Below are 22,813 nucleotides of genomic sequence, written 5' to 3' on the forward strand. Positions count from 1 at the left end.
AGCCTGCTCGCGATAGCGGCGGTACAGTCAATATTGATGTCGCCTGACACAACGCCTTCGCGAGCAAGCCCCCACACTGGATCTTCTGTGGACGCAGCATCGGGGTCACACGCGAAACTGATCCATCAAGCTCTGCTGCTGATTCGCCAAACTGTTAAGCGACTGACTCACCCGTGCCGATTCATTGGCCTGCCCTGACAGCGATTCGGTCACATCCCGAATGGTCGCCACGTTGTTGTTAATCTCCTCGGCCACCGCGCTCTGTTCTTCAGCCGCACTGGCAATCTGCAGGTTCATGTCGCTGATCACCGTCACCGCATCACCAATCTGACGCAACGCTGTCACCGCCTGACTAACCTGATCGACACTGCCCTGAGCCTGGCGATGGCTGTTGTTCATCGAACTCACCACGTCCTGAGTACCGCTCTGCAACTGCTCGATCACCAGGCGGGTTTCCTCCACGGACTCCTGAGTACGCCGTGCCAGGTTGCGCACTTCATCGGCCACCACGGCAAAACCACGTCCGGCTTCACCCGCCCGGGCGGCTTCGATGGCGGCGTTCAGCGCCAGCAGGTTGGTCTGTTCGGCAATGGCACGAATGACTTCCAGCACCGAACCGATTTTCTCACTGTTCGTTGCCAGCCCTTCGACCTGCACCATGGCTGCGCTCATGTCGGCAGCGAGGTGGTCGATGCTGGCGGTGGTGCGGTCGATCACGGTCAAACCCTGACGGGTCGCCTGATCGGCATCGCGCGCCGCTTGTGCTGCTTGCGCGGCGCTACGGGCGACGTCCTGGGCGGTGGCGCTCATTTCGTGGGACGCGGTCGCCACCTGATCGACCTGACGGTATTGCTGTTCCATGCCGGCGCTGGTCTGGGTGGCGATGGCGGACGACTGGTCCGCCGTGCTGCGGGCATCCTGCACCGAGCGCTTCACTTGGGTGATGATCGGTTGCAGCTTGTCGAGGAAACGGTTGAACCAACCGGCCAACTGGCCCAGTTCATCCTGCTTGTCGTAGGCCAGGCGCCGGGTCAGGTCGCCTTCGCCGCTGGCAATGTCTTCCAGCATGCGGGCCACGCCGAGGATCGGTCGGGTCACGCTACGCGCCATCAGCCACACCAACAGCAGACCGACGAGCGCCGCCAGCACACCCAGGCCCAGTTCAATCAGCGTACCGGTGGTGTTGCTGTCGTCGAGTTGTTTTTTCAGCGCTTCGGCGGGGCCGACCAGGACCTTCTCCGGCACGTCCAGCAACACCCCCCAGGATTTGCCACCGGGAATCGGCTGGAACGGTGACAACACTTTCAATTGCTGGTTGCTGTGCAGGCTTTCGGTTTTGCTGCTGGTGGTCAGCCTGCGGAGCAATTCGGCACCGTTGGTTGTGTCGACGGCGTCCAGGCGCTGGCTGAGCTTGCTGGCGTCCGGGCTGTAGGCGGCAAGCAAACCGACCGGGCTGACGATGCTGACATTGGTCTGGCCGTCATAGAGTTTTTTGCTGGCGCTCTGGCTGATCGCTTGCAGGCTGTTGAGGTTGATGTCCACCGACAGCGAGGCGATGACTTTGCCGTTGACCATCAGCGGGAACACGATGCTGGTCATCAGCACATTCTGGCCGTCGATTACATAGAAGTAGGGTTCAATCACGCAAGGCTTGAGCGTGGTGCGCGGGCAAGTGAACCAGGCGTTGGCCGGCTCGCCGCTGGGGCCGGTGCTGGTATCGGCCATGTCGCTTTCCGGCAGGGCCATGGAGGTCACCTTGCCAGGCACAGGTTGCGACCAGTAGAGGGCGAAACGACCCTTCTCGTTACTGCCAATCTCTGTCTGGTCAGCGAACAGTTCGTCCTTGCCGTCCAGCGCATTGGCCTCGAACACCAGGGACAGGCCAAGCAGTTCCGGGTTGGCTTGCAGGGCCGACTTGACCTGCCGGGTCAAGTCTTCACGCAGGTCGAAGGCGTCGAGAAAGCGCTTCTCGGCCTGATCGCGCAGGAACAGCACCTGCCGCGAGAAACCATGGCCATATTGATAGGCGTCCATGAACTGCTGACGAATGCCCAGCGCCTGGACTTCACCCTGGGACTCGATGCGCGCCTGGGCGGCTTCGGTGAGCATCTCCATGCTCGAGGCTTTCACCAGCGCGGAGCTGTGCTCCATGCGATACAGCGAAAGACCTACCAGCAGGGTCACGATGCCCGCCAGGCACAGCCCGGCCAACAGGGTGATTTTCCATTGGATGGAAAGTTGTCTGAGCGACATGGAAACGTCCTTTTATTCGATAAATATCTGAGACTTTGCACTGTAGCGGCTGTGATTCGGCTTTCTTTATGTAGCAAGCCGAAGCTTTGTGGCGAGGGGGATTGCCTGTGGCGAGGGGGCTTGCCCCCGTTGGGTCGCGAAGCGGCCCCCAGCATTTGGTCAGACAACCCGCATCGGCAGGTTTTGCGACTGCTTCGCAGCCGGACGGGGGCAAGCCCCCTCGCCACAGGGTAAACCACGTCCACGGTCCAAACGGGGTGTTGGCTTTGACAAGGCCGCAGCGGTCCGGCACAGTGCGCGCCCTCTAATAAAACCCATTCTTCAATCCGCCGGCAGCTCATGCAGACTGCTGGCCGGACTCATTCCGTTTGCCTTGAGGTAACGATGATTAATGCAGTAATTGCCGCGGTCGGCATCATGCTGATACTCAGCCTGTCCCGCGTGCATGTGGTGATCGCACTGATCGTGGGCGCGCTGGTCGGTGGCTTGACCGGTGGCCTGGGCATCGACGCGACCCTGAAAGCCTTCAACAATGGCCTCGGCGGCGGGGCGACGGTTGCGTTGTCCTACGCTTTGCTCGGCGCATTCGCGGTGGCCATCGCCAAGTCCGGCCTGGCTCATGCCCTGGCCGACAAAGCCCTGGCCATGGTCGATCGTCAGCACGCCAACGGTGGCGGAAATGTCAAATGGCTGCTGATCGGTTTGCTGTGGGTGGTGGCCATCGCCTCGCAGAACATTTTGCCGATTCATATCGCCTTTATCCCGTTGCTGGTTCCGCCTCTTTTATATGTGCTGACCAAGCTGCAACTGGACCGTCGATTGATTGCCTGTGTTATCACCTTCGGTTTGATCACGCCGTACATGTTCCTGCCCGTGGGCTTCGGCAACATCTTCCTCAATGAAATCCTGCTGGCCAACGTCGCCCGCAGTGGCGTGGATATCAGCGGAATCAACGTCACCCATGCCATGGGCATTCCGGCACTTGGCATGGTTTTCGGTCTCGCGGCAGCCTTCATCAGCTATCGCAAGAAGCGCGTTTACGATCTGGAAAAGATCGAGCAAGTCGAACAGGTCGCGGTGCAATACAACCCGTTGAGCTTGATGGTGGCCGGCCTGGCCATTGCCGCCGCGTTCATTATTCAGTTGCTGTTGGACTCGATGATTATCGGGGCGCTGGCGGGTTTTCTGATTTTCTCGGTGTCGGGAATTGTGAAGTGGCGCGACACCGATGACCTGTTCACCGAAGGCATGAAGATGATGGCAATGATCGGCTTCATCATGATCGCCGCGTCCGGGTTTGGCGAAGTGATCAAAGCCACCGGGCAAGTGCAGACACTGGTCGAAACCTCGGCCTCGTGGATCGGCCACAGCAAAGCCATCGGCGCGTTACTGATGTTGCTGGTGGGCCTGTTGGTAACCATGGGCATTGGCTCGTCGTTTTCCACCGTCCCGATTCTGGCGGTGATTTTCGTGCCGCTGTGCGTGCAACTGGGCTTCAGCCCGATCGCCATCGTGTGCATCGTCGGCACTGCTGGCGCATTGGGCGATGCCGGGTCACCCGCGTCGGACTCGACCCTGGGCCCGACCTCCGGTCTGAACATCGACGGCCAGCATCACCACATCTGGGACACCGTGGTCCCGACCTTCCTGCACTACAACCTGCCATTGCTGGCGTTTGGCTGGGTGGCGGCGATGGTGTTGTAACGACTACTACCCTTGTGGGAGCGAGCCTGCTCGCGATGGCGATCTGTCAGTCACATTGATGCTGAATGTATCGCCGCCATCGCGAGCAGGCTCGCTCCCACAATGACCGCGTTCAACTTTTGAATTGGCCTGCCGTTATAGCCTTTAACCACGCCAACAAAATCAAAAGAGTGAACGTCATGCGCATGAGCCTGAAGGCCAAAGTCCTGTCCCTTGCCGTCCTACCGGTGCTGCTCTTTGCGCTGGTCATCAGCCTGACCACGTTGTTCATTCTGCAGGAGCAGGCCCGCAAGGAAGTCGAGGAAACCCGTCAGCGCCTGCTCAGCGATGCCAAGGCGACCCTGCAAAGTTACGTCGCCGTGGCCATGACCACGATCAAACCGCTCTACGACGCAGCCGCTCCCGGCGATGACGCGGCACGGGCGCAGGTGGTCAAGTTGCTGTCGAGTATCACCTACGGCAAGGACGGCTACTTCTTCGGCTACGACTCCAATACCGTGCGCCTGTTCAAGGCCAACAGCCCCGAAGGCGTGGGCCAGAGCTTCAAGGACAACCGCGACCCGAACGGCGTCTACGTCAACCGTGACCTGGTGAAAGTCGCCAAGGACGGTACTCACTACCTGCAATACAGCTCGCCGCTGCCCGGCAACACCCAAGTGCTGGTGCCCAAGCTCGGCTACACCGAATACCTGCCGAAGTGGGACATGGCGGTCGGTACCTCGGTCAACCTCGACGGCATTGAAGCTCAAGTGGCACTGGTTGAGATCAAGGTCCATGAGCGCATGCAAGGCGTGGTGCTGAGCATTGTCGGGATTGCCGTGGTGGTGCTGTTGTTGATCGCTGCCGCCGGGATGTTGCTGGCCAATACCATTCTGCGTCCGCTGAATCTGATGAAAGCCAACCTTGACGACATCGCGGCGGGCGAGGGCGACCTGACCCGACGCCTGTCCATCACCAGCCAGGATGAACTCGGCGAACTGGCCGGCTCGTTCAACCGTTTCGTCGACAAGATCCACGGTTTGGTACGCCAGATCACTGAAATGACCTCGCAACTGACCGGGCTGGTGAATCAGGTCTCCGATCAGGCCCAGCGCTCGGATCAAGCCATGGAGCGCCAGCGTCACGAAACCGATCAGGTGGCCACGGCGATCAATGAGATGTCGGCGGCGGCCCAGGAAGTGGCCAAGAGCGCACAAAACGCGGCGGTCGCTGCCCAGCAGACCGACGAAGAAGGTCAGGCCGCCAAGCGCGTGGTAGCCGGCAGCATCGTGAAGATTCATGCGTTGGTGAACGACATTCGCAGCAGCGGCGTGTCCCTCGACAGCTTGCAGAAAGACGTGTCGTCGATTGTCAGCGTACTCGGGGTGATCCGTTCGATTGCCGAACAGACCAACCTGCTGGCGCTCAACGCCGCCATTGAAGCGGCTCGCGCTGGCGAGGCCGGGCGTGGTTTTGCGGTGGTCGCCGACGAAGTGCGGGCATTGGCCAGTCGCACGCAAATCAGCACGCAGGAAATCCAGGGTATGATCGACCGCTTGCAGGCCGGCACCCAATCGGCAGTCGAGGCCATGCGCCGCTCCAGTGAGGCTGGCGACGGCACGTCGGCCCAGGCCAACGAGGCGGGGGCATCTCTGGACGCCATGGCCCAGTTGATCGGCACCATCAACTCGATGAACGCCCAGATCGCCAGCGCCGCCGAAGAGCAAACCGCTGTGGCCGAAGAAATCAACCGCAGCGTGCACCAGATCGCCGTGGCCGTAGACAGCGTCGCCGACGAAACCCAGCTCGGCGCCCAGACCTCGCGCAGCCTGGCCGACCTCGGTCAGCGCCTGGGGCAACTGGTCGGGCAATTCCGTATTTGATTGATAGTGCTCGTGTGGCGAGGGGGCTTGCCCCCGAACAGGACGCAGAACCTGTAGGAGCGAGGCTCGCCCGCGAAGAACGATGACGCGTAATACCTGAAAAACCGCGGCGTATTCTTCGCGGGCAAGCCTCGCTCCTACAAGTGCTGTGCTTTCCCCTCGCCACAGGGCAGTGTTCGTCCATGAGTAGCTGCATCGCGACTACCCTCAGTAGTAAGCAAACACCGTCCAAGGGTTTGTTTGAACCCGTTTGGGGGACGAGCGGTCATTTGCTTCAGGTGTCGCGCACCCGCGTCACCTTGACGACCACAACAATGGAGTCAGACTCATGATCGACAGTGAAAGTATCTGCGACTGCCCCAAATGTTCCTGCAAACTGGGCGAACATCCGATCGCGCGTCACGGCAAGCACTATTGCTGTGAAGCCTGCGCCAAACATCACGAACACGGCGAAGCATGCGCCACCAAAGGCTGCAAGTGTGCTCAACACTGACCATTCAGCCAAAAAAGTGGAGCCGTCCAGGCTCCACTTCGGTTTGAATCTTTCCCCTCCCTTTTGACGCTCAACTGGCCGGTCGCCAGGTCACATTCTCGATGCCGAATTTTTCCGCCAGCGGTTTGCTGGTCTTTTGCACCCGTTCACGGCCAAAGCGCGGGATCCGGCCGACTCCGGCGTCGCAACTTGCCCAGTGCCAAGCCTCTGCATTGTCCATTTTGTCCAGGCGGATAATGAAAGACTTGGGTTTGCCATGAAGGGTGTATTCAATAACGAAAAGTTTTGCATTGTTCATAAAGCCTGTATTCCTCCCTGTAGTTATAGAGGGATCGCGAGGCGCGGCGAAAATTCAGTCGAATTGTCGGACGGTGACAGTGCCTGGCGACAGCCGGGCGCCTCGTGATCTTGGAGCCTTCCTGACTCCCGATCATCCTAGTCTATGGCCCAAGGTGCGCCGGCGGAGTCGTCCCAGTCGGTATCTTTGTCGAATGTTCTGGCCCTATCGCGAGCAGGCACGCTCCCACAGTGGATCTGCGTCGCTCACATGATTTGTGACCGACACAGACCTCTGTAGGAGCGAGGCTTGCCCGCGAAGGCGTCCTCAAGCCGAACTCAGGCCTCAGGTACGCCTTTCTCCCAAACCGACCAATTCTGCAAAATCTCCTGCACCAACGGATTCCCCGTGCGGTACAGGTTCTCCAGCGCCGGCACAAAACCGCCTTGATCGGCGTATTTGAGCAGGTTATCCACCTCGCTCTGGCCCGGCGCCGGCCGGTCGAAGTCGGAACCGGCGCGCACCACCGCCAGGCGCCGGACATCCACCAGCCCCTCGCGGCTAGCGCGCAGCAGCGCCTCGTAGGTGGAGTTGTCTTCCTGCTGAGTCGTGCAATAGACGCCTTCATTGTTGGTCAACAGCTTGGTCCAGACTTCGGCCCGCTCACTCAACCGCGTCCCGGAAAACCAGGTATTGCCCGCCAGTGTGTCGCACTGGGTCACCACTGGCGGCTGATTGGCTGGCGCAGACGGATACTTCAAGCGCCACGCCGCCGATTCCTTGCTCTCGCTCAGCTGGACCTTGTGGCTCAGGGCGAACGCCTTGGCCTGCAACTTCGGATTGAGTTCGAACACTTCAGTCTTGTAGTCCAGCGGCGGTTTTTCGTTCGGGCCTTTGGTGTTGATGCCCAGGTAACCGGTCGGCCAGTCTTTCGGCGCGTCGCGGGAATCCAGCTCCCACTGGGTGCCAAATTCCACCAGATAGTGCGCCCACGCGGTGGTGCCGATGGTGCCGTGGTGGGGGCTGATGCCGGCAATCCCGGCGATCAGGAAGTAACTTTTGCGCAGGTCGAATTTCGACGACAGCGCCAAAGCCAGGGTGGAGGCTGCGGCATTGGTCTGGCCCATGCCGGTGACCATCAGGCACACCTGTTGGGTGTTGCAGCGAATATTCGGGTACTCGGCGGACAGGCCCGGTACGCGCACTTCTTGCTTGAGTTCCAGGCGATCGATCCAGTTCTGCGCCTCGGGGGCGAACATGGTGATCAGCATCACTTTCGGTTGGATCGGCGCGTCACCAGCCCGCGCGGCAGAAGAGAGCAGGGCGCCGCAGGCCAGGCCCACGCACAGGGACAGACGGGTTATTGCCTTCATAAAACCTCCTGATTCAAATGAGCCTTAAAACTGATAACCGACACCGGCGTAGTAACCCCAGCCGTTGGAACGGGCGCGGAAGTCGCCATCGCCGAAATTCAACTCACTGCCGTCGTCCCAGTTGCCGCCGTTGTGGAAGTAACGGCCGACCAGGGTGAAACGCAAGTGGGTGAAGGCGTAGAGCAACACGTTGGTGGCCACGGTGGCGTTGGCGGTGCGGGCCGGGTTGTCTTTGTGCAGGTCGGAGCCGAAGTCGAAGTTGGTGAAACCGATGTAGGTCAACGAAGCGCCATTGCTGAAACTGCTGATGGGCACAATGTATTTGAGCTGGGCGCGGTAGCCATCCCACGAGTATTCATTGCTGGCACCGTAGTTTTCCCACTGGTAGCGGCCATAGAAGTTGGCCGACAGGTTGACCCGCGAATGGGTGTCGATGTCGGTGCCGAGGCCGCTGTACAGCGTGTTTGCGCGGTTGGCGCTGTTGCTGCCGTGGTCGTAGATCCAGTCGAACGCCACATACCATTCCTTGAACGGCCCGACGGCCAGGCTGCGGCCGGCCAGATAGTCGATGGAGATCCGCGGTTCGTGCTCCATGAACACCGGCGAGCCGTGGTCCCACACGCCTTTGTCATGGCTGTTGCCGATGTCGAAGATCTTTGGAATATCGATGTAACCGTACAACTCGAACGGGCCCTTGCGGCCGAAGTATTCATATTCCAGGTAGATGTCGTCGGCCGGTTGCGGGCCGAAGCTGATGTCTTTACTGCCGATGACAGTCAGGTCCTGGTTGAACCAGTCCGACAGGTAGGCGCCTTTTTTCGGCGGGTTGGCTTCAGGGCTGAGGGCTTCGCCCTGGGCGGATTCTTCGGCGGTGGCCGGTTGGGCCAAAACGTGGCTGCTGAGTAGTCCTGTAACGCTGGCCAGCAGCAAGGAAACAGCCAAAGTGCGCGAGCAAGTCACGCGGCTGGAGGTGCAATGCATTAAAAGTCCCTTTTCGTGCGGATCGAAAGCCCGCTGGTGCGGGTTTTACGCGGTTAGGTGGCGAACAGGCCGGTATCGGCGACTCGCAAACGTTTGCACAAGGCATACCAGTTTTGTTCAATATTCTGAAAAATAGAGGGAATTGGTAGTTTTACTGTCCTTTTGGTCAAGGATTTCGGGGGGATTAGCAGAAGGAGTGGTTTTCAGGGCGAAGGGGATCTGGCGGGGATATGCACCAAAGTGGTGTCGACTGTCAGATGATTAGTCCGATCTGTGGCAAAGAGCTTTTGTGGAGAGGGGACAGCGCAATTCATGTGGGAGCGGGCTTGCTCGCGAAGGCGGTGTGCCAAACAACATTAATGCCGACTGACACTCCCTCTTCGCGAGCAAGCCCGCTCCCACAAGGTCAGTGCCAGGCGGAGCGCCTTGTCGCACCAGTGCTCTGTTAGAATCGGCGGCATTGACTTCATGAGGTACCCCGATGAGCGAGCCGATTCGTCTGACCCAATACAGCCATGGCGCAGGCTGTGGCTGCAAGATTTCGCCTCAGGTGCTGGAGGTGATTCTGGCCGGCAGCGGCGCGCAAAACCTGGACCCTAAACTCTGGGTCGGCAACGCTTCGCGTGATGACGCAGCGGTGTATGCCATCGACGAAGAACGCGGCGTGGTCTCGACCACCGACTTCTTTATGCCGATCGTCGACGATCCGTTCGACTTCGGTCGCATTGCCGCCACCAACGCTATCAGCGATATCTACGCCATGGGCGGCGATCCGTTGATGGCGATTGCGATCCTCGGCTGGCCGGTCAATGTGCTGGCGCCGGAGATTGCCCGGGAAGTGATTCGTGGCGGGCGTTCGGTCTGCGACGAGGCGGGGATTCCGCTGGCTGGCGGCCATTCCATCGACGCGCCAGAGCCGATCTTCGGCCTGGCCGTGACCGGACTGGTGGAAAAACGCCACATGAAGCGCAATGACACCGCCACCGCCGGTTGCTTGCTGTACCTCACCAAACCCTTGGGCATTGGCATCCTCACCACGGCCGAGAAGAAGGGCAAGTTGCGCCATGCCGACATCGGCCTGGCCCGCGACTGGATGTGCACCCTGAACAAACCCGGCAGCCGTTTCGGCAAACTCGACGGCGTGACTGCGATGACCGATGTCACCGGTTTTGGCCTGCTCGGGCACTTGGTGGAAATGGCCGACGGCAGCAACGTGACCGCCCGCATCGGATACGACCGTGTGCCACGCCTGCCGGGCGTCGAGTATTACCTCGATCAGGGCTGTGTGCCGGGCGGCACACTGCGCAATTTCGACAGCTACGCCAGTAAGGTCGGCCGGCTCCAGGAGTTGCACAAACGCGTGCTCTGCGATCCGCAGACCAGCGGTGGCCTGCTGATTGCGGTCACGCCCGAGGGCAACGAACAGTTTTTGGCGGTGGCGGCCGAACTCGGTCTGGCCCTTGCGCCGATCGGCGAACTGGTTGAGCGACAGACTAACGCGGTAGAGGTGATTTGATGTCCATCGACTTCACCGATTACCGCGACATCTTTCTCAACGACCGGCCGATGATGGATACCCGCGCGCCGGTCGAATTCCTCAAGGGCTCATTCCCTGGGGTGGTCAATCTGCCGTTGATGAATGACCTCGAGAGGCAACGGATCGGCACTTGCTACAAGCAGCAAGGTCAGCAAGCGGCCATCACGCTGGGACATCAATTGGTGTCCGGTGAGATCAAGGCCGAGCGCATCCAGGCCTGGGCCGAATTTGCCCGGGCTCATCCGGATGGTTATTTGTACTGTTTTCGTGGCGGGCTGCGTTCGCAGATCGTTCAGCAGTGGCTCAAAGACGAAGCGGGTATCGACTATCCGCGGGTCGGTGGCGGCTACAAGGCCATGCGCACCTTCTTGCTCGACACGCTCGATCAAGCCATTGTCCAGTGTGATTTCGTTTTGCTGGGCGGCATGACCGGCACCGGCAAGACCGAGGTGCTCACGCAATTGAGCAACGGGCTGGACCTTGAAGGCCACGCCCATCATCGCGGCTCCAGTTTCGGCAAGCGCGCCACCGGCCAACCCTCCAACATCGACTTTGAAAACCGCCTGGCCGTGGATGTGCTGAAGAAACGTGCCCGGGGTATCGAACAGTTCGTACTGGAAGACGAGAGCCGCGCTATTGGTAGTTGCGCCTTGCCGCTGCCGCTGTATCAGGGCATGCAGCAGTTTCCGATGGTCTGGCTGGAAGACAGCCTGGAAGGGCGGATCGAGCGGATCCTGCACGATTACGTGGTGGACTTGTGCGCCGAGTTCATCGAAGTGCATGGCGATGAAGGCTTCGCAATGTTTTCCGAGCGTTTGCTGGCGAGCCTGAACAATGTCCAGAAACGTTTGGGCGGCGAACGTCATCAGCGGATGTTGGCCTTGATGGAAGACGCACTGGCAGAACAGGCGAACAGCGGCGCGGTGGATTTGCACCGGGGGTGGATCGAAGGGTTGCTGCGCGAGTATTACGACCCGATGTATGCGTTTCAGCGGGAGAAGAAGGGCGCGCGGATCGAGTTTGTCGGGGAGCGGGGGGCGGTGCTTGAATACCTGCGGGAGCGGGGTAATCAGCGAGGGTGATGTCGTTTGTTCAGGCCTCTTCGCGAGCAAGCCCTCTCCCACATTTGATCTTCAGTGAACACAGGTTTTGTGTACCGCAGAGATCCAGTGTGGGAGCGGGCTTGCTCGCGAAGGGGCCCAGACAGGCACTCAATATCCTGAAGCACAGCCGCCCCGATCAACCGCCGCGACCGAGTGTAGGAAGCGGCCGACAACTTAAGTCGGACAAGTCTCCCGACCGTTATCCAGCCCCTGCTTGTAACTGTGACTCTGCAGGCTGGCCTTGCCGTTGTGCCAGGTCAGCGTGAGCACGTACAGCGAGTCGTAGTCGCTCGATTCCCAGTCATCGGTAATGTTCTGTTTTTTTCCAACAGCTTCCCCGGCGACCTTGTTGATCAGCTCGGGCAGGTAGCCGTGGGACCAGGCCGTGTAAATGATCGAGTTGTGATACTTGTCGCGCAGCAGTTCATCCGCCAGATCGCTGGTGTCGTTGGCCGAGAAGTTGATGTTCACCGGCAAGCCGAGCTTGATCGCGCTGGGGCTGATGGTCATCAGGGGGCGGATGTAACTGTAGGAATTATCCAGTTCGCCTTCCTCGACATTGCGCGTCGGGTTGGCGGCAAACACGTAGTTGGCCTTGCCGAATTTTTCCGGCAACAAGGTGGCCAGGTCGATGGCGCGGTTCAGCCCCTGACAATTGAGCTGACCCAGGCCGCCGGCGGGTTTTTCCGCGTGGCGCAGAAATACCAGCGTCTGAGTGCCGTCCTCTGGTTGGGCGCGGCTTTCACTGGACTCAAGCGACAAGAACAACGCGCTGACCGCCAGCAGGGAGGGCAGGAAGATATAGGCGCGATGCTTGAAGCGTTTGGCGAATTTCAATGGATTCATCATCGAATTGGTCATCTTCAGCGCATTCGGTTAAGGCTGACAAACCTTGACACCGCGAGCGTCCGGCATCGGTGTATTCCATGTCATTGACCCGGTCCGTTTCCTACAGGGCAATGCTCAGAGTCCTCTGAAGCCCTTTGGTTCGATCCGAACGAGGTGCCCGGCACTTTAGCGGGAACCTTTAATGGATTGGGGGAAAGGTTATCGACAGGATGTTACGGTTGTAGGAGCTACCGAAGGCTGCGATCTTTTCAGCAAGTAGAAAGATCAAAAGATCGCAGCCTTCGGCAGCTCCTACAGATTATGCTCAACCCTTTCTTTGTACCGGATGCTCCTTATGACCGATTTGTCTGCATTCCCCATCACTCAAAAATGGCCGGCCCAGTACCCGGAGTGGATCCAGCTCTATTCCTTGCCAACGCCCAATGGCGTCAAGGTTTCGATCATGCTCGAAGAGATCGGGCTGCCCTACGAGCCGCATCGTGTGGGCTTCGACACCAACGATCAGCTGTCCTCCGAATTTCTCTCGCTGAACCCCAACAACAAGATCCCGGCGATCCTCGACCCCCACGGTCCGGGGGATCAACCGCTGGCGCTGTTCGAGTCCGGGGCGATTCTGATTTACCTCGCCGACAAGAGCGGGCAACTGCTGGCACAGGAATCGGCGGCGCGTTACGAGACCCTTCAGTGGTTGATGTTTCAGATGGGCGGTATCGGGCCGATGTTCGGCCAGCTCGGTTTCTTCAACAAATTCGCCGGCAAGGACTACGAAGACAAGCGCCCCCGCGATCGCTACGTCGATGAAAGCAAGCGCTTGCTCAGCGTTCTTGAGGGCCGTTTGCAAGGACGTGACTGGATCATGGGCGAGCGCTACACCATCGCCGACATCGCGACCTTTCCATGGGTGCGCAACCTGATCGGCTTCTATGAGGCCGGCGACCTGGTCGGCATCCAGAATTTCCCCAACGTCATCCGCGTGCTGGAACGTTTCCTGGCAAGGCCAGCGGTGATTCGCGGGCTGGAAATCCCCAAGCAACCCCTTTGAGCCCCTCATCACCAAGGCAGGCAATGAGTTCATTCGATTTCAAGCAAGTAGATGTCTTCAGCCGCGTCGCGCTCAAGGGCAACCCGTTGGCGGTGGTGTTCGGTGCAGACCGGCTCAGCGATGAGCGCATGGCGGCGTTCGCGTCCTGGACCAACCTCAGTGAAACCACTTTCGTGCTCGAACCCCGGGACCCTCGGGCCGACTATCGAGTTCGTATCTTCACCACGCTTCAGGAGTTGCCGTTCGCCGGTCACCCGACGCTCGGTACCTGTCATGCCTGGCTCGAGGCCGGTGGAGTGCCCAAGGGCGAGGAGATCATTCAGGAATGCGCCGTCGGCCTGGTGCGGGTGCGTCGACAGGGTGCGGAGCTGGCGTTTCTCGCGCCACCGCTGCTCAGGTCCGGCCCGGTGGACGCCGAACTGGTCGAGCGCGTACGGCGGGGCCTCGGATTGGCGCCGGGCACGATTGTGCGGGCGCAATGGGTCGACAACGGTGCCGGCTGGCTGGCGGTGATGGTCGAGGATCGTCAGCAGGTACTGGACTTGCAGCCGGATCATGCGCAGATGCTGGGCCTCGCCGTGGGTGTCATCGCGCCGTGGTGCGTCGAGCGCGATGGCGCTGAGGCGCAGTTCGAAGTGCGTGCGTTCATCTCCGGCGACGGCATGCCAGAAGACCCGGCCACCGGCAGCCTGAACGCCGGGATTGCCCAATGGTTGTTCAGCGAAGGGCTGGCGCCGGCGTCTTATGTCGTTAGCCAGGGTCTGACCATGGGGCGGGGCGGGCGGATTCAGGTCGAGCAGGTGGGGGATGAGATCTGGATTGGCGGCGCAGTGGTGACGTGTATCAGCGGTACGATGACACTTTAACCTGTGGGAGCGGGCTTGCTCGCGAAAGCGGTGGGTCAGTCGACATCAATGTTGAATGATAGGCCGCCTTCGCGAGCAAGCCCGCTCCCACAGGGTTCTGTGCGGAATTCGGTGATTGTTGCCGAACGGGTAACGCTTTGTTCCGTGTCTGAGGTTTGTGCCCCGCGCCTTGCAGGGCATAAGCTTCGCCCCCCTGCGACTTTTGTCTCATCCGCCGTTTTTCAGGAAGGCCCATGCCCAGTCAGTTCCCCGAAGCACGTCCACGCCGTCTGCGCCGCAATGCGAGCCTGCGCAGCCTGTTCCAGGAAACCGAGTTCAGCTTGAACGACCTGGTGCTGCCGATTTTCGTCGAGGAAGAAATCGACGATTTCGTGCCGATCAAGAGCATGCCCGGGGTGATGCGCATTCCCGAGTCGAAGCTGGCCGGCGAGATCGAGCGCTACGCTCGGGCCGGGATCAAATCGGTGATGACGTTTGGTGTGTCCCATCATCTGGACAGCAATGGCAGCGACACCTGGAGCGACAATGGTCTGGTCTCGCGCATGTCGCGCATCGCCAAGGACGCCGTGCCGGAAATGATCGTGATGTCCGACACCTGTTTTTGTGAGTACACCGACCACGGCCATTGCGGCGTGCTGCACCACCACGAAGTCGACAACGACCAGACCTTGATCAACCTCGGTAAGCAAGCCGTGGCGGCCGCCCAGGCTGGCGCCGATGTGATTGCACCGTCGGCGGCCATGGACGGGCAGGTCCAGGCCATTCGCCGGGCGCTTGATGCAGCGGGTTTCAGCCAGACCGCGATCATGGCCTATTCGACCAAATTCGCTTCAGCGCTTTATGGTCCATTCCGCGAGGCCGGCGGCAGTGCGCTGAAGGGCGACCGCAAAAGCTATCAAATGAACCCGATGAACCGCCGCGAGGCCGTGCGTGAGTCGTTGCTGGACGAACAGGAAGGCGCTGACGCGCTGATGGTCAAACCCGCCGGCGCGTACCTGGACATCATCCGCGACATCCGCGAAGCATCGCGTTTGCCGCTGTCGGCCTATCAGGTGAGTGGCGAGTACGCGATGATCAAATTCGCCGCGCAGGCCGGGGCAATCGATGAAGACCGAGTGGTGCGTGAGAGCCTGGGAGCGATCAAACGGGCCGGGGCGGATTTGATCTTCACCTACTTCGCGATGGACCTGGCCCTGGCCGGGATCTAAAGACCACCACATAATCACTGTGGGAGCGAGCAAGCCCGCTCCCACATTTGATCTTCGCCGTTCTTGGGGTCAGCCGAAAAAAGGCCGAATCCCACGGTCCCGGAAATACCGCTCGATCACCTTCGGATCGGCGCTGTAGTCGGCAATCGCCACATAGGTATCCGGCCGCAGCAGGTAAAACCCGTTGCGCGCCAGCCCTACCGTTTCAAACACCGGCCGCCAGTCGAACACCTGCAATGGCAGGTGATGCTCGGTGCACCAGGCGATCATCTCGTCACTGGTGTCGCCATACACATGCACCTGCCAGGTCGGATTTTTCAGTGACTCAAAATTATCCCCTTCACTGTCGTGTGCCCAGGGCAGGCGATCACCGCCGTGAACATGGCCAGCAACACCTTCGCTCAACGGCATGCCGCGATAGTTGAGGGTGGTCTGCGATACCGTGCGAAACATGAATTCCCGGGCCGCCTCAAACGAGATCATTTTCGGGATCAAAAAGGGTGCCACGCGAATACGCACCAAGTCGGCTATTGGCCCATCGGCCGTAACGAAACTGAAGACCCGGTCGGTGGTGGCCACCAGTCGCCGGGCAAAGGCGATGCGTTCGGTTTCATAACTGTCGAGCAGTTTGGTCGTGGCGCCACCGCTCAACACCGCCGCGAGCTTCCAGGCCAGATTGATCGCATCGCCAATCCCGGTGTTCATACCCTGGCCACCCGCCGGGCTGTGGACATGGGCGGCGTCACCCAACAGAAACGCGCGCCCGGTGCGAAAATGATCCGCAACCCGGTGATGCACGCGGTAGGTCGAGAACCAGTTCACCTGATCGATCTGCAGCTTTAAGTTCTCGATGGCCCGGTGGCTGACGTCTTCAAACTGGAGGGTTTCGGCACGGTCGGCGCGCTCATCACGAACCGTGCCGATCAGGCGTGCGCGACCTTCGTCGGACAAGGGAAAAACGGCGAGGAAGTCGGCTTCGTCGAGATCCACATGCAGTTCTCCGTTGAATGTGGGGCCGCGAGCTTGCACGTCCGCCACGTAGAAAATCTGCTGATAGGTGCCGCCTGGAAAACCGGTGTCCAGCGTCTTGCGCACAATCGACCGGGCGCCGTCGCAGCCGGCGAGGTAACAGGCCTGGCAGGTTTCCTGCTGACCATCGGGCAAGCGCAGGCGGGCGGTGATGCCGTCGCCGGTTTCCTCGAAACTTTGCAGTTCGGTATCGCGCTCCACTGTAATACCGAAGGCCTCCAGGCGTTCGATCAGCAGGCGTTCGTGCTCGTCTTGCGGATAGATTTCCAGAAACGCGTAGGGCGTCAGACCCTCACCGATGGTGCTCAGCGGCAGGCGTGCGACGGGTTCGCCCTTGACCCAGAAATTCGCTGCGGCCACTTTATGGCCGTTTTGCACAACGGCGTCGCTGAGGTCGAGCTGGCTATACAGTTCAAGCGTTCGCGCCTGTACCGCCAGCGCACGTGAAGTGGTGCCGGGTGTCGACGTCTTGTCGATAATCCGTACCCGAATTCCCAGTTTGCTCAACCACAGCGCCAGTACCAGCCCGGTAGGGCCGGCGCCGATGATCAGCACGTCGCTACGGTTCATGAGCCTGTCCTCCACGGTGTGTGGATCAAGTATGGTTCAGCCCGAATGCACTGGCCTCCCGGCTGCCCAACGGAAAACACCCCGCTACCGCTACGGGGGAACAGTCCGCGACTGTCACAGTCATAGCCTGCGCCATGCCATTGATCGTATGGTTAACCCGGCTCAACGGATTTTGATGGAGCACCATGCAAGCCAATCGATTGATCATGAGCATCGCGGCACTGTTGGTCCTGGCCGGTTGCGGTAGCCAACGCACGCAGGAGCCGCCGGCCCGCAAGCCTGCCGAGGTCAAAGCCGAGATCATGCGTCTGCTCCCGGCCAAGACAGCCGACCGCCAGGGCTGGGCCACGGACATCTACGCGGCATTTGCCGCGCAAAAGATTTCACCGACCACGCAAAACCTGTGTTCGGTACTCGCGGTCACTGAGCAGGAATCGACGTTTCAGGCTGATCCGCGGGTGCCGGGCCTGGGCAAGATCGCCCGGGACGAGATCGACCGCCGCGCCGCCAAGGCCCACATTCCCGGCCTGCTGGTGAGCGCTGCCTTGCAGGTCAGTTCACCCAATGGCAAAAGCTACAGCGACCGGCTGAATGCCGCGCGCAGCGAAAAAGAACTCAGCGCGATTTTCGATGATTTCATCGGCATGGTGCCCATGGGGCGGACGCTGTTCGATGGTTTCAACCCGGTGCACACCGGCGGGCCGATGCAAGTCAGCATCGATTTTGCGGAGCAGCAGGCGCGGGATTATCCCTACCCGGTGGACGGCTCGATTCGCCGTGAAGTGTTCACGCGTCGCGGTGGCCTGTATTTCGGTATTGCCCATTTGCTCGGTTATCCAGTGAGCTACGAGCAGCCGCTGTATCGCTTCGCCGATTTCAACGCCGGTTGGTACGCCAGCCGCAATGCGGCGTTTCAAAATGCGCTAAGTCGTGCGACGGGCATTCCGCTGGCGCTGGATGGCGATCTGGTGCGCTACGGCTCGATCATGCCTGGCACCACGGAATTGGCGGTGCGCACTCTCGGCAAGCAACTGGACATGCGCAACCTGACCATTCGGGATCAATTGGAGGAGGGGAAAGGTCTCGAGTTCGAGGACACCAAGCTTTATCGGCGCGTCTTTGCCTTGGCCGAACAGGCCGAAGGCCGGCCATTACCCCGAGCGGTGTTGCCGGGGATTGTGCTGCAAAGCCCGAAAATCACCCGCAAGCTCACCACGGCGTGGTTTGCCAAGCGGGTCGATGAGCGTTATCAGCGTTGTATGAAGCGCGCAGGGACGTGACTGGACCGAAGATGGTCAAAAAACCAACGCTTGGCTGACAATTCGAACGCAATCTTCAGCAGCTGCTACAAAGAGAGAGTCGCAGAGGAGATTTAGTCATGTACCAGCTCTACGGGCATCAGAATTCGGGTGCGGCCGCCATCGAAGCCGCGCTGGAACTGTGCGAGGTTGCTTATCGCTTCATCGATGTTTCATCGTCCCCGGAGGCGGTTCAGGCGTTGGAGAAGCTCAACCCGCTGAAGCAGATTCCCACTCTGCAATTGCCCGATGGCGGTGTTCTGACCGAGAGTGCTGCCATCCTGATTCATCTGGGCCTCACGTTCCCGGAGTCGAACCTGCTGCCGGAAAACCCGCTCAAGCGTGATCAGGTTATTCGGGGTTTGGTGTACATCGTCAGCAATTGCTATGCCGCCATCGGCATCATCGACTACCCCGAGCGCTGGCTGGCCGAGGCGGACGAATCATCCAGGGAAAACCTTATGGCCGGTGCCCGCCAGCGCCTGCACTGGAGTTGGGAGGTGTTTGCCGATCAGTTCGCCGGCAAGTTGTACCTGGGCGAGGGAGCGCCGGGCGCGCTGGATATTCTGGCGGCGGTGGTAACACGGTGGGCGGGCACTCGGGAGCACTTGCGCGCTGCGCGGCCGGGGTTCTGCGCCTGGCTCGAACGCTTCGACCGGCACCCTGCATTGGCACCGGTTTTCGCGCGGCATTGGCCATAGGATCACCGCCAGTCCAATGTAGGAGCGAGGCTTGCCCGCGAAGAACGATGACACGATTCATCAGTTCCACCGCATAACAGCTTTCGCGGGCAAGCCTCGCTCCTACAGGAGATTTTCGCTGCATCGGGATTGCCGTAATCACTCGCCGCGAATGTACTGCTCCAGCTGCCGGATCAGTTCAGCCTGTTCGGCGATGGCTTCCTTGACCAGGTCGCCGATGGACAGCAAGCCGATCAACTCGCCGTTTTCCACCACCGGCAAATGCCGCAGGCGTTTTTCGGACATGATGCCCATGCAGGTTTCGACGGTTTGATGGGTGTCCACGGTGATCACTGGCGACACCATGATGTCGCTGACCGGTGTGCCGACAGAGGAGCGCCCCTTGAGCACCAGTTTGCGCGCATAGTCACGCTCGCTGATGATGCCGACGACCTTGCCATCTTTCAGCACCGGTAACGCACCGACGTTTTTTGCGGCCATCACCATCAGCGCTTCCAGCACCATTTGATGCGGTGCAATAGAGTGGACTTGCTGATTCTGTTGGGCCTTTAACTTGAGCAGTTGGGCGACGGTTTTCATGGCGGATTCTCGGGTGTTGTCGTTGTTCTTGAAGAATCGTAGAGACGCGCTCGCAGAGCAAGGCGCAAAGCGGCAGATAACACGCAAATAGCGTCATTCAGTGATTTTTCTTTGTAAATGCCCGCCGAAAATCCAGTAGGAGCGAGGCTTGCCCGCGAAGAACGATGACGCGTAATACCTGAAAAAACGCGGTGCATTCTTCGCGGGCAAGCCTCGCTCCTACAGGTTCTGCGTCTTGACCGGCGATCACGCGTAGAATTACCCCTTGAATCAGATCGTTGAGGTTGCAGTGGTGGATTTACAGCAGGGCTTCGTCCTGACCCGGCATTGGCGCGATACCCCGGCCGGCACGGAAGTCGAGTTCTGGCTGGCGACCGATGCCGGTCCCCGACGCATCCGCCTGCCGCATCAACCCTCGGTAGCGTTCATTCCGGCAGCCCAGCGTGAGCAAGCCGAAGGGCTGCTGCACGGCGAAAAAAATGTCGAGCTGAAGCCCTTGGCCCTTCTGGACTTCGAACACCGCCCGGTGCTCGGCCTGTATTGCCAGCAGCACGGTCAGTTGATGCGCCTGGAAACCGCGCTGCGCAAATCAGGCGTCGAGGTATTCGAAGCTGACGTCCGCCCGCCGGAACGCTACATGATGGAGCGTTTCATCACAGCCCCCGTTTTGTTCGGCGGTACACCCAGCGCCGAAGGCCTGCTGCTCGACGCACAAATGAAACCCGATCCCGGCTACCGACCGAACCTGCGGCTGGTCTCGCTGGACATCGAAACCACCGCTCAGGGCGAGTTGTATTCCATTGCCCTGGAAGGCTGCGGCGAGCGGCAGGTGTACATGCTCGGGCCGCCCAATGGCGATGACAGCGCGGTGGATTTCCAGCTCGAATACTGTGATTCGCGAACCCTGCTGCTGAAAAAACTCAATGAATGGTTCGCCCGGCACGACCCCGATGCCATCATTGGCTGGAACGTCGTGCAGTTTGATCTGCGCGTACTGCACGAACATGCTCGGCGCTTGGCGGTACCGCTGAAGCTGGGGCGCGGCGGCGAAGAAATGCACTGGCGCGAGCACGGCAGTCGCAATCATTACTTCGCCTCGGCCGCCGGCCGGTTGATCATCGACGGCATCGAGTCGCTGCGCTCGGCGACCTGGAGCTTCCCCTCGTTCAGCCTGGAAAACGTCGCGCAAACCCTGTTGGGCGAGGGCAAGTCGATCGACAACCCGTACCAGCGCATGGACGAAATCAATCGCATGTTCGCCGAGGACAAACCGGCCCTGGCGAAATACAACCTCAAGGACTGCGAACTGGTGACGCGGATCTTCACCAAGACCGAACTGCTGACCTTCCTGCTCGAGCGCGCCAGCGTCACCGGTTTGCCGGCGGACCGCAGCGGTGGTTCGGTGGCGGCGTTCACTCACCTGTATATGCCGTTGATGCACCGGCAGGGCTTCGTCGCACCGAACCTCGGCGGCAAACCACCGGAGGCCAGCCCCGGCGGTTTTGTCATGGACTCGCAACCGGGTCTGTACGAATCGGTGTTGGTGCTCGACTACAAAAGCCTTTATCCGTCGATCATCCGCACCTTCCTGATCGACCCGGTGGGCTTGATCGAAGGGCTCAAGCATCCCGACGACAGCGAGTCGGTGCCGGGCTTTCGCGGTGCGCGTTTCTCAAGAACCCGGCATTGCCTGCCGGCCATCGTCGCCCGGGTCGCCGAAGGCCGTGAAACCGCCAAGCGCGAACACAATGCGCCGTTGTCCCAGGCCCTGAAGATCATCATGAATGCCTTCTACGGCGTCCTCGGTTCCAGCGGTTGCCGCTTCTTCGATACACGGCTGGCCTCGTCCATCACCTTGCGCGGGCACGAGATCATGTTGCGCACCCGCCAGTTGATCGAAGCCCAAGGCCACGCGGTGATCTATGGCGACACCGACTCGACCTTTGTCTGGCTCCGTCGCGCCCACGGGCAGGCAGAAGCCGCGCAGATCGGTCATGCGCTGGTGGACCACGTCAACCAGTGGTGGCACGAGCATGTGAAACAGCAATACGGGCTGGAAAGTGCCCTGGAATTGCAGTTCGAAACCCATTACAAGCGCTTTCTGATGCCGACCATTCGCGGCGCCGAGGAGGGCAGCAAGAAGCGCTATGCCGGATTGGTCACCCGCGCCGATGGCACCGATGAAATGGTCTACAAGGGCCTGGAAACCGTGCGTACCGACTGGTCGCCGCTGGCCCGGCAATTCCAGCAGGAGTTGTACCTGCGCATCTTCAATCGCAAGCCCTATCAGGATTACGTACGTGACTATGTGCGCAAGACGTTGGCTGGCGAATTCGACGAGCGACTGATCTATCGCAAACGCCTGCGTCGTACCCTCGATGATTATCAGCGCAACGTGCCACCCCATGTGCGGGCCGCGCGAATCGCCGACGACTACAACGACCGGCAGGGACGCCCGCGGCAATATCAGAATGGCGGCTGGATCAGTTATGTGATCACCGTCGCCGGCCCCGAGCCGCTGGAAATCCGCAGCGCGGCCATCGACTACGACCATTACGTCACCCGGCAGCTGCAGCCGGTGGCGGATGCGATCCTGCCGTTCGTGGATGACGATTTCTCAACGCTGATTGGGGGGCAACTGGGCCTGTTTTGAGTCCAGCAGCGACAACGTCCAGTCATCCGGTATGCCGTGAAAATACTGATCCAGCGCCTTATGGAACAAGCTGCCTTTTGGTGAAACCTGGGCGAACAGCGTCATCGATGAGTGAAACTTGAGGTTGTCGGGGTGACCGAAAATCTTGGCGATCGAGCTTTGAGGAATGTCCAGAACCAGTTGCGTGCACATGCGCAAGCGTGGCCCCAGTAACGGATGCTTCAGATACGCGGTGGCTTCTTCACTGGAGCGAATGGCAAAGTAGCGGGACATCTCGCTGTCGCCCAACCCGCAAAACTGCGGAAAGATAAACCACATCCAGTGCCGGCGTTTCTGACCCGCGCGCAGCTCCTCCTGTACCCACTCGAACACAGGGTCCTGCGCCTGGACGAAGCGTGGCAAGTTGAAAGAGTCGAGCTGATCGGTACTTCTCAT

19 protein-coding genes and 2 pseudogenes are annotated in these 22,813 nt (G+C 60.1%); 12 read left to right on the forward strand and 9 right to left on the reverse strand.

Annotated features, from left to right (window positions below):
• Window positions 1-105: 105 nt before the first annotated feature.
• Both PMI30_RS32155 and PMI30_RS32160 read right to left on the reverse strand, forming a co-directional pair.
• Window positions 106-861, reverse strand: coding sequence for a methyl-accepting chemotaxis protein (locus PMI30_RS32155; protein WP_443216307.1), 756 nt, complete (start codon window positions 859-861; stop codon window positions 106-108).
• Window positions 862-963: 102 nt separating this feature from the next.
• Window positions 964-2,253, reverse strand: a pseudogene (locus PMI30_RS32160) (HAMP domain-containing protein); the annotation flags it as partial.
• A gap of 387 nt (window positions 2,254-2,640) precedes the next feature.
• On the opposite strand from PMI30_RS32160, the gene PMI30_RS10795 reads away from it, so the two are divergent.
• The 4 genes and pseudogenes from PMI30_RS10795 to PMI30_RS10785 all read left to right on the forward strand — a co-directional run bounded on the left by PMI30_RS10795 (window position 2,641) and on the right by PMI30_RS10785 (window position 6,312).
• Window positions 2,641-3,957: a Na+/H+ antiporter family protein gene (locus PMI30_RS10795; protein ID WP_162130608.1), complete on the forward strand. Its 1,317-nt coding sequence runs from the start codon at window positions 2,641-2,643 to the stop codon at window positions 3,955-3,957.
• A 185-nt stretch (window positions 3,958-4,142) separates the two neighbouring features.
• Window positions 4,143-4,961, forward strand: a pseudogene (locus PMI30_RS32165) (cache domain-containing protein); the annotation flags it as partial.
• 102 nt (window positions 4,962-5,063) lie between these two features.
• Window positions 5,064-5,819, forward strand: a complete 756-nt coding sequence (locus PMI30_RS32170) for a methyl-accepting chemotaxis protein (protein ID WP_427624553.1) — start codon at window positions 5,064-5,066, stop codon at window positions 5,817-5,819.
• A 328-nt stretch (window positions 5,820-6,147) separates the two neighbouring features.
• Window positions 6,148-6,312 (forward strand): metallothionein, encoded by a 165-nt coding sequence (locus PMI30_RS10785; RefSeq protein WP_007907012.1) that lies wholly within the window; start codon window positions 6,148-6,150, stop codon window positions 6,310-6,312.
• A 70-nt stretch (window positions 6,313-6,382) separates the two neighbouring features.
• On the opposite strand, the gene PMI30_RS10780 is transcribed toward PMI30_RS10785, so the two are convergent.
• From PMI30_RS10780 to PMI30_RS10770, 3 genes are all read right to left on the reverse strand, one after another.
• Complete coding sequence (locus PMI30_RS10780) at window positions 6,383-6,610, reverse strand: DUF6555 family protein (protein WP_007907010.1); 228 nt, start codon at window positions 6,608-6,610, stop codon at window positions 6,383-6,385.
• Window positions 6,611-6,927: 317 nt separating this feature from the next.
• Window positions 6,928-7,962 carry a purine-nucleoside phosphorylase gene (locus PMI30_RS10775; protein ID WP_008011346.1) on the reverse strand — a complete coding sequence of 345 codons (1,035 nt, stop codon included), beginning with the start codon at window positions 7,960-7,962 and terminating at the stop codon, window positions 6,928-6,930.
• Window positions 7,963-7,986: 24 nt separating this feature from the next.
• A complete protein-coding gene (locus PMI30_RS10770; RefSeq protein ID WP_008011348.1) occupies window positions 7,987-8,943 on the reverse strand; it encodes a nucleoside-specific channel-forming protein Tsx in 957 nt (318 codons plus the stop codon).
• Between the two features lie 481 nt (window positions 8,944-9,424).
• On the opposite strand from PMI30_RS10770, the gene selD reads away from it, so the two are divergent.
• The gene (gene selD / locus PMI30_RS10765; RefSeq protein WP_008011350.1) at window positions 9,425-10,459 is read left to right on the forward strand and encodes a selenide, water dikinase SelD; all 1,035 of its coding nucleotides are present in this window, start codon (window positions 9,425-9,427) and stop codon (window positions 10,457-10,459) included.
• Window positions 10,459-11,562: a tRNA 2-selenouridine(34) synthase MnmH gene (gene mnmH / locus PMI30_RS10760; RefSeq protein ID WP_008011351.1), complete on the forward strand. Its 1,104-nt coding sequence runs from the start codon at window positions 10,459-10,461 to the stop codon at window positions 11,560-11,562. The genes selD and mnmH overlap by 1 nt, the downstream gene beginning before the upstream one ends.
• 195 nt (window positions 11,563-11,757) lie before the next feature.
• Here mnmH and PMI30_RS10755 read toward each other — a convergent pair whose 3' ends face one another.
• Window positions 11,758-12,429, reverse strand: coding sequence for a histidine phosphatase family protein (locus PMI30_RS10755; RefSeq protein WP_443216308.1), 672 nt, complete (start codon window positions 12,427-12,429; stop codon window positions 11,758-11,760).
• Between the two features lie 337 nt (window positions 12,430-12,766).
• Here PMI30_RS10755 and PMI30_RS10750 point away from each other — a divergent pair, with 337 nt between their 5' ends.
• From PMI30_RS10750 to hemB, 3 genes are all read left to right on the forward strand, one after another.
• Window positions 12,767-13,474 (forward strand): glutathione binding-like protein, encoded by a 708-nt coding sequence (locus PMI30_RS10750; protein WP_008011355.1) that lies wholly within the window; start codon window positions 12,767-12,769, stop codon window positions 13,472-13,474.
• A gap of 23 nt (window positions 13,475-13,497) precedes the next feature.
• Window positions 13,498-14,340, forward strand: coding sequence for a PhzF family phenazine biosynthesis protein (locus PMI30_RS10745; RefSeq protein WP_008011357.1), 843 nt, complete (start codon window positions 13,498-13,500; stop codon window positions 14,338-14,340).
• Window positions 14,341-14,573: 233 nt separating this feature from the next.
• Entirely contained in the window at window positions 14,574-15,548 is a 975-nt protein-coding gene (gene hemB, locus PMI30_RS10740; RefSeq protein ID WP_008011359.1) for a porphobilinogen synthase, read from the forward strand.
• A 69-nt stretch (window positions 15,549-15,617) separates the two neighbouring features.
• On the opposite strand, the gene PMI30_RS10735 is transcribed toward hemB, so the two are convergent.
• The gene (locus PMI30_RS10735) at window positions 15,618-17,147 is read right to left on the reverse strand and encodes an FAD-dependent oxidoreductase (protein WP_008011362.1); all 1,530 of its coding nucleotides are present in this window, start codon (window positions 17,145-17,147) and stop codon (window positions 15,618-15,620) included.
• Between the two features lie 185 nt (window positions 17,148-17,332).
• Here PMI30_RS10735 and PMI30_RS10730 point away from each other — a divergent pair, with 185 nt between their 5' ends.
• Together PMI30_RS10730 and PMI30_RS10725 are read left to right on the forward strand one after the other, a co-directional pair.
• On the forward strand, window positions 17,333-18,427 hold the full coding sequence (locus tag PMI30_RS10730; RefSeq protein WP_008011363.1) for a DUF1615 domain-containing protein: 1,095 nt from the start codon (window positions 17,333-17,335) through the stop codon (window positions 18,425-18,427).
• A 98-nt stretch (window positions 18,428-18,525) separates the two neighbouring features.
• Complete coding sequence (locus PMI30_RS10725) at window positions 18,526-19,146, forward strand: glutathione S-transferase N-terminal domain-containing protein (protein WP_008011365.1); 621 nt, start codon at window positions 18,526-18,528, stop codon at window positions 19,144-19,146.
• A gap of 138 nt (window positions 19,147-19,284) precedes the next feature.
• On the opposite strand, the gene PMI30_RS10720 is transcribed toward PMI30_RS10725, so the two are convergent.
• The gene (locus PMI30_RS10720) at window positions 19,285-19,725 is read right to left on the reverse strand and encodes a CBS domain-containing protein (protein WP_008011368.1); all 441 of its coding nucleotides are present in this window, start codon (window positions 19,723-19,725) and stop codon (window positions 19,285-19,287) included.
• Between the two features lie 292 nt (window positions 19,726-20,017).
• Here PMI30_RS10720 and PMI30_RS10715 point away from each other — a divergent pair, with 292 nt between their 5' ends.
• Entirely contained in the window at window positions 20,018-22,378 is a 2,361-nt protein-coding gene (locus PMI30_RS10715; protein WP_162130609.1) for a DNA polymerase II, read from the forward strand.
• Here PMI30_RS10715 and PMI30_RS10710 read toward each other — a convergent pair.
• Entirely contained in the window at window positions 22,343-22,813 is a 471-nt protein-coding gene (locus PMI30_RS10710) for a DUF1810 domain-containing protein (RefSeq protein ID WP_032835709.1), read from the reverse strand. The genes PMI30_RS10715 and PMI30_RS10710 overlap by 36 nt on opposite strands.

The organism is Pseudomonas sp. GM50 (assembly GCF_000282375.1).
Lineage (GTDB): Bacteria > Pseudomonadota > Gammaproteobacteria > Pseudomonadales > Pseudomonadaceae > Aquipseudomonas.

Coding starts and splice junctions, on each gene's coding strand:
- PMI30_RS10775 (WP_008011346.1), bottom strand. CDS start 7,962: ATGAAGGCAATAACCCGTCTGTCCCTGTGCGTGGGCCTGGCCTGCGGC.
- mnmH (WP_008011351.1), top strand. CDS start 10,459: ATGTCCATCGACTTCACCGATTACCGCGACATCTTTCTCAACGACCGG.
- PMI30_RS10720 (WP_008011368.1), bottom strand. CDS start 19,725: ATGAAAACCGTCGCCCAACTGCTCAAGTTAAAGGCCCAACAGAATCAG.
- PMI30_RS32155 (WP_443216307.1), bottom strand. CDS start 861: ATGGAACAGCAATACCGTCAGGTCGATCAGGTGGCGACCGCGTCCCAC.
- PMI30_RS10755 (WP_443216308.1), bottom strand. CDS start 12,429: ATGAATCCATTGAAATTCGCCAAACGCTTCAAGCATCGCGCCTATATC.
- hemB (WP_008011359.1), top strand. CDS start 14,574: ATGCCCAGTCAGTTCCCCGAAGCACGTCCACGCCGTCTGCGCCGCAAT.
- PMI30_RS32170 (WP_427624553.1), top strand. CDS start 5,064: ATGGAGCGCCAGCGTCACGAAACCGATCAGGTGGCCACGGCGATCAAT.
- PMI30_RS10785 (WP_007907012.1), top strand. CDS start 6,148: ATGATCGACAGTGAAAGTATCTGCGACTGCCCCAAATGTTCCTGCAAA.
- PMI30_RS10770 (WP_008011348.1), bottom strand. CDS start 8,943: ATGCATTGCACCTCCAGCCGCGTGACTTGCTCGCGCACTTTGGCTGTT.
- PMI30_RS10780 (WP_007907010.1), bottom strand. CDS start 6,610: ATGAACAATGCAAAACTTTTCGTTATTGAATACACCCTTCATGGCAAA.
- PMI30_RS10710 (WP_032835709.1), bottom strand. CDS start 22,813: ATGAGAAGTACCGATCAGCTCGACTCTTTCAACTTGCCACGCTTCGTC.
- PMI30_RS10730 (WP_008011363.1), top strand. CDS start 17,333: ATGCAAGCCAATCGATTGATCATGAGCATCGCGGCACTGTTGGTCCTG.
- PMI30_RS10750 (WP_008011355.1), top strand. CDS start 12,767: ATGACCGATTTGTCTGCATTCCCCATCACTCAAAAATGGCCGGCCCAG.
- PMI30_RS10735 (WP_008011362.1), bottom strand. CDS start 17,147: ATGAACCGTAGCGACGTGCTGATCATCGGCGCCGGCCCTACCGGGCTG.
- PMI30_RS10725 (WP_008011365.1), top strand. CDS start 18,526: ATGTACCAGCTCTACGGGCATCAGAATTCGGGTGCGGCCGCCATCGAA.
- selD (WP_008011350.1), top strand. CDS start 9,425: ATGAGCGAGCCGATTCGTCTGACCCAATACAGCCATGGCGCAGGCTGT.
- PMI30_RS10745 (WP_008011357.1), top strand. CDS start 13,498: ATGAGTTCATTCGATTTCAAGCAAGTAGATGTCTTCAGCCGCGTCGCG.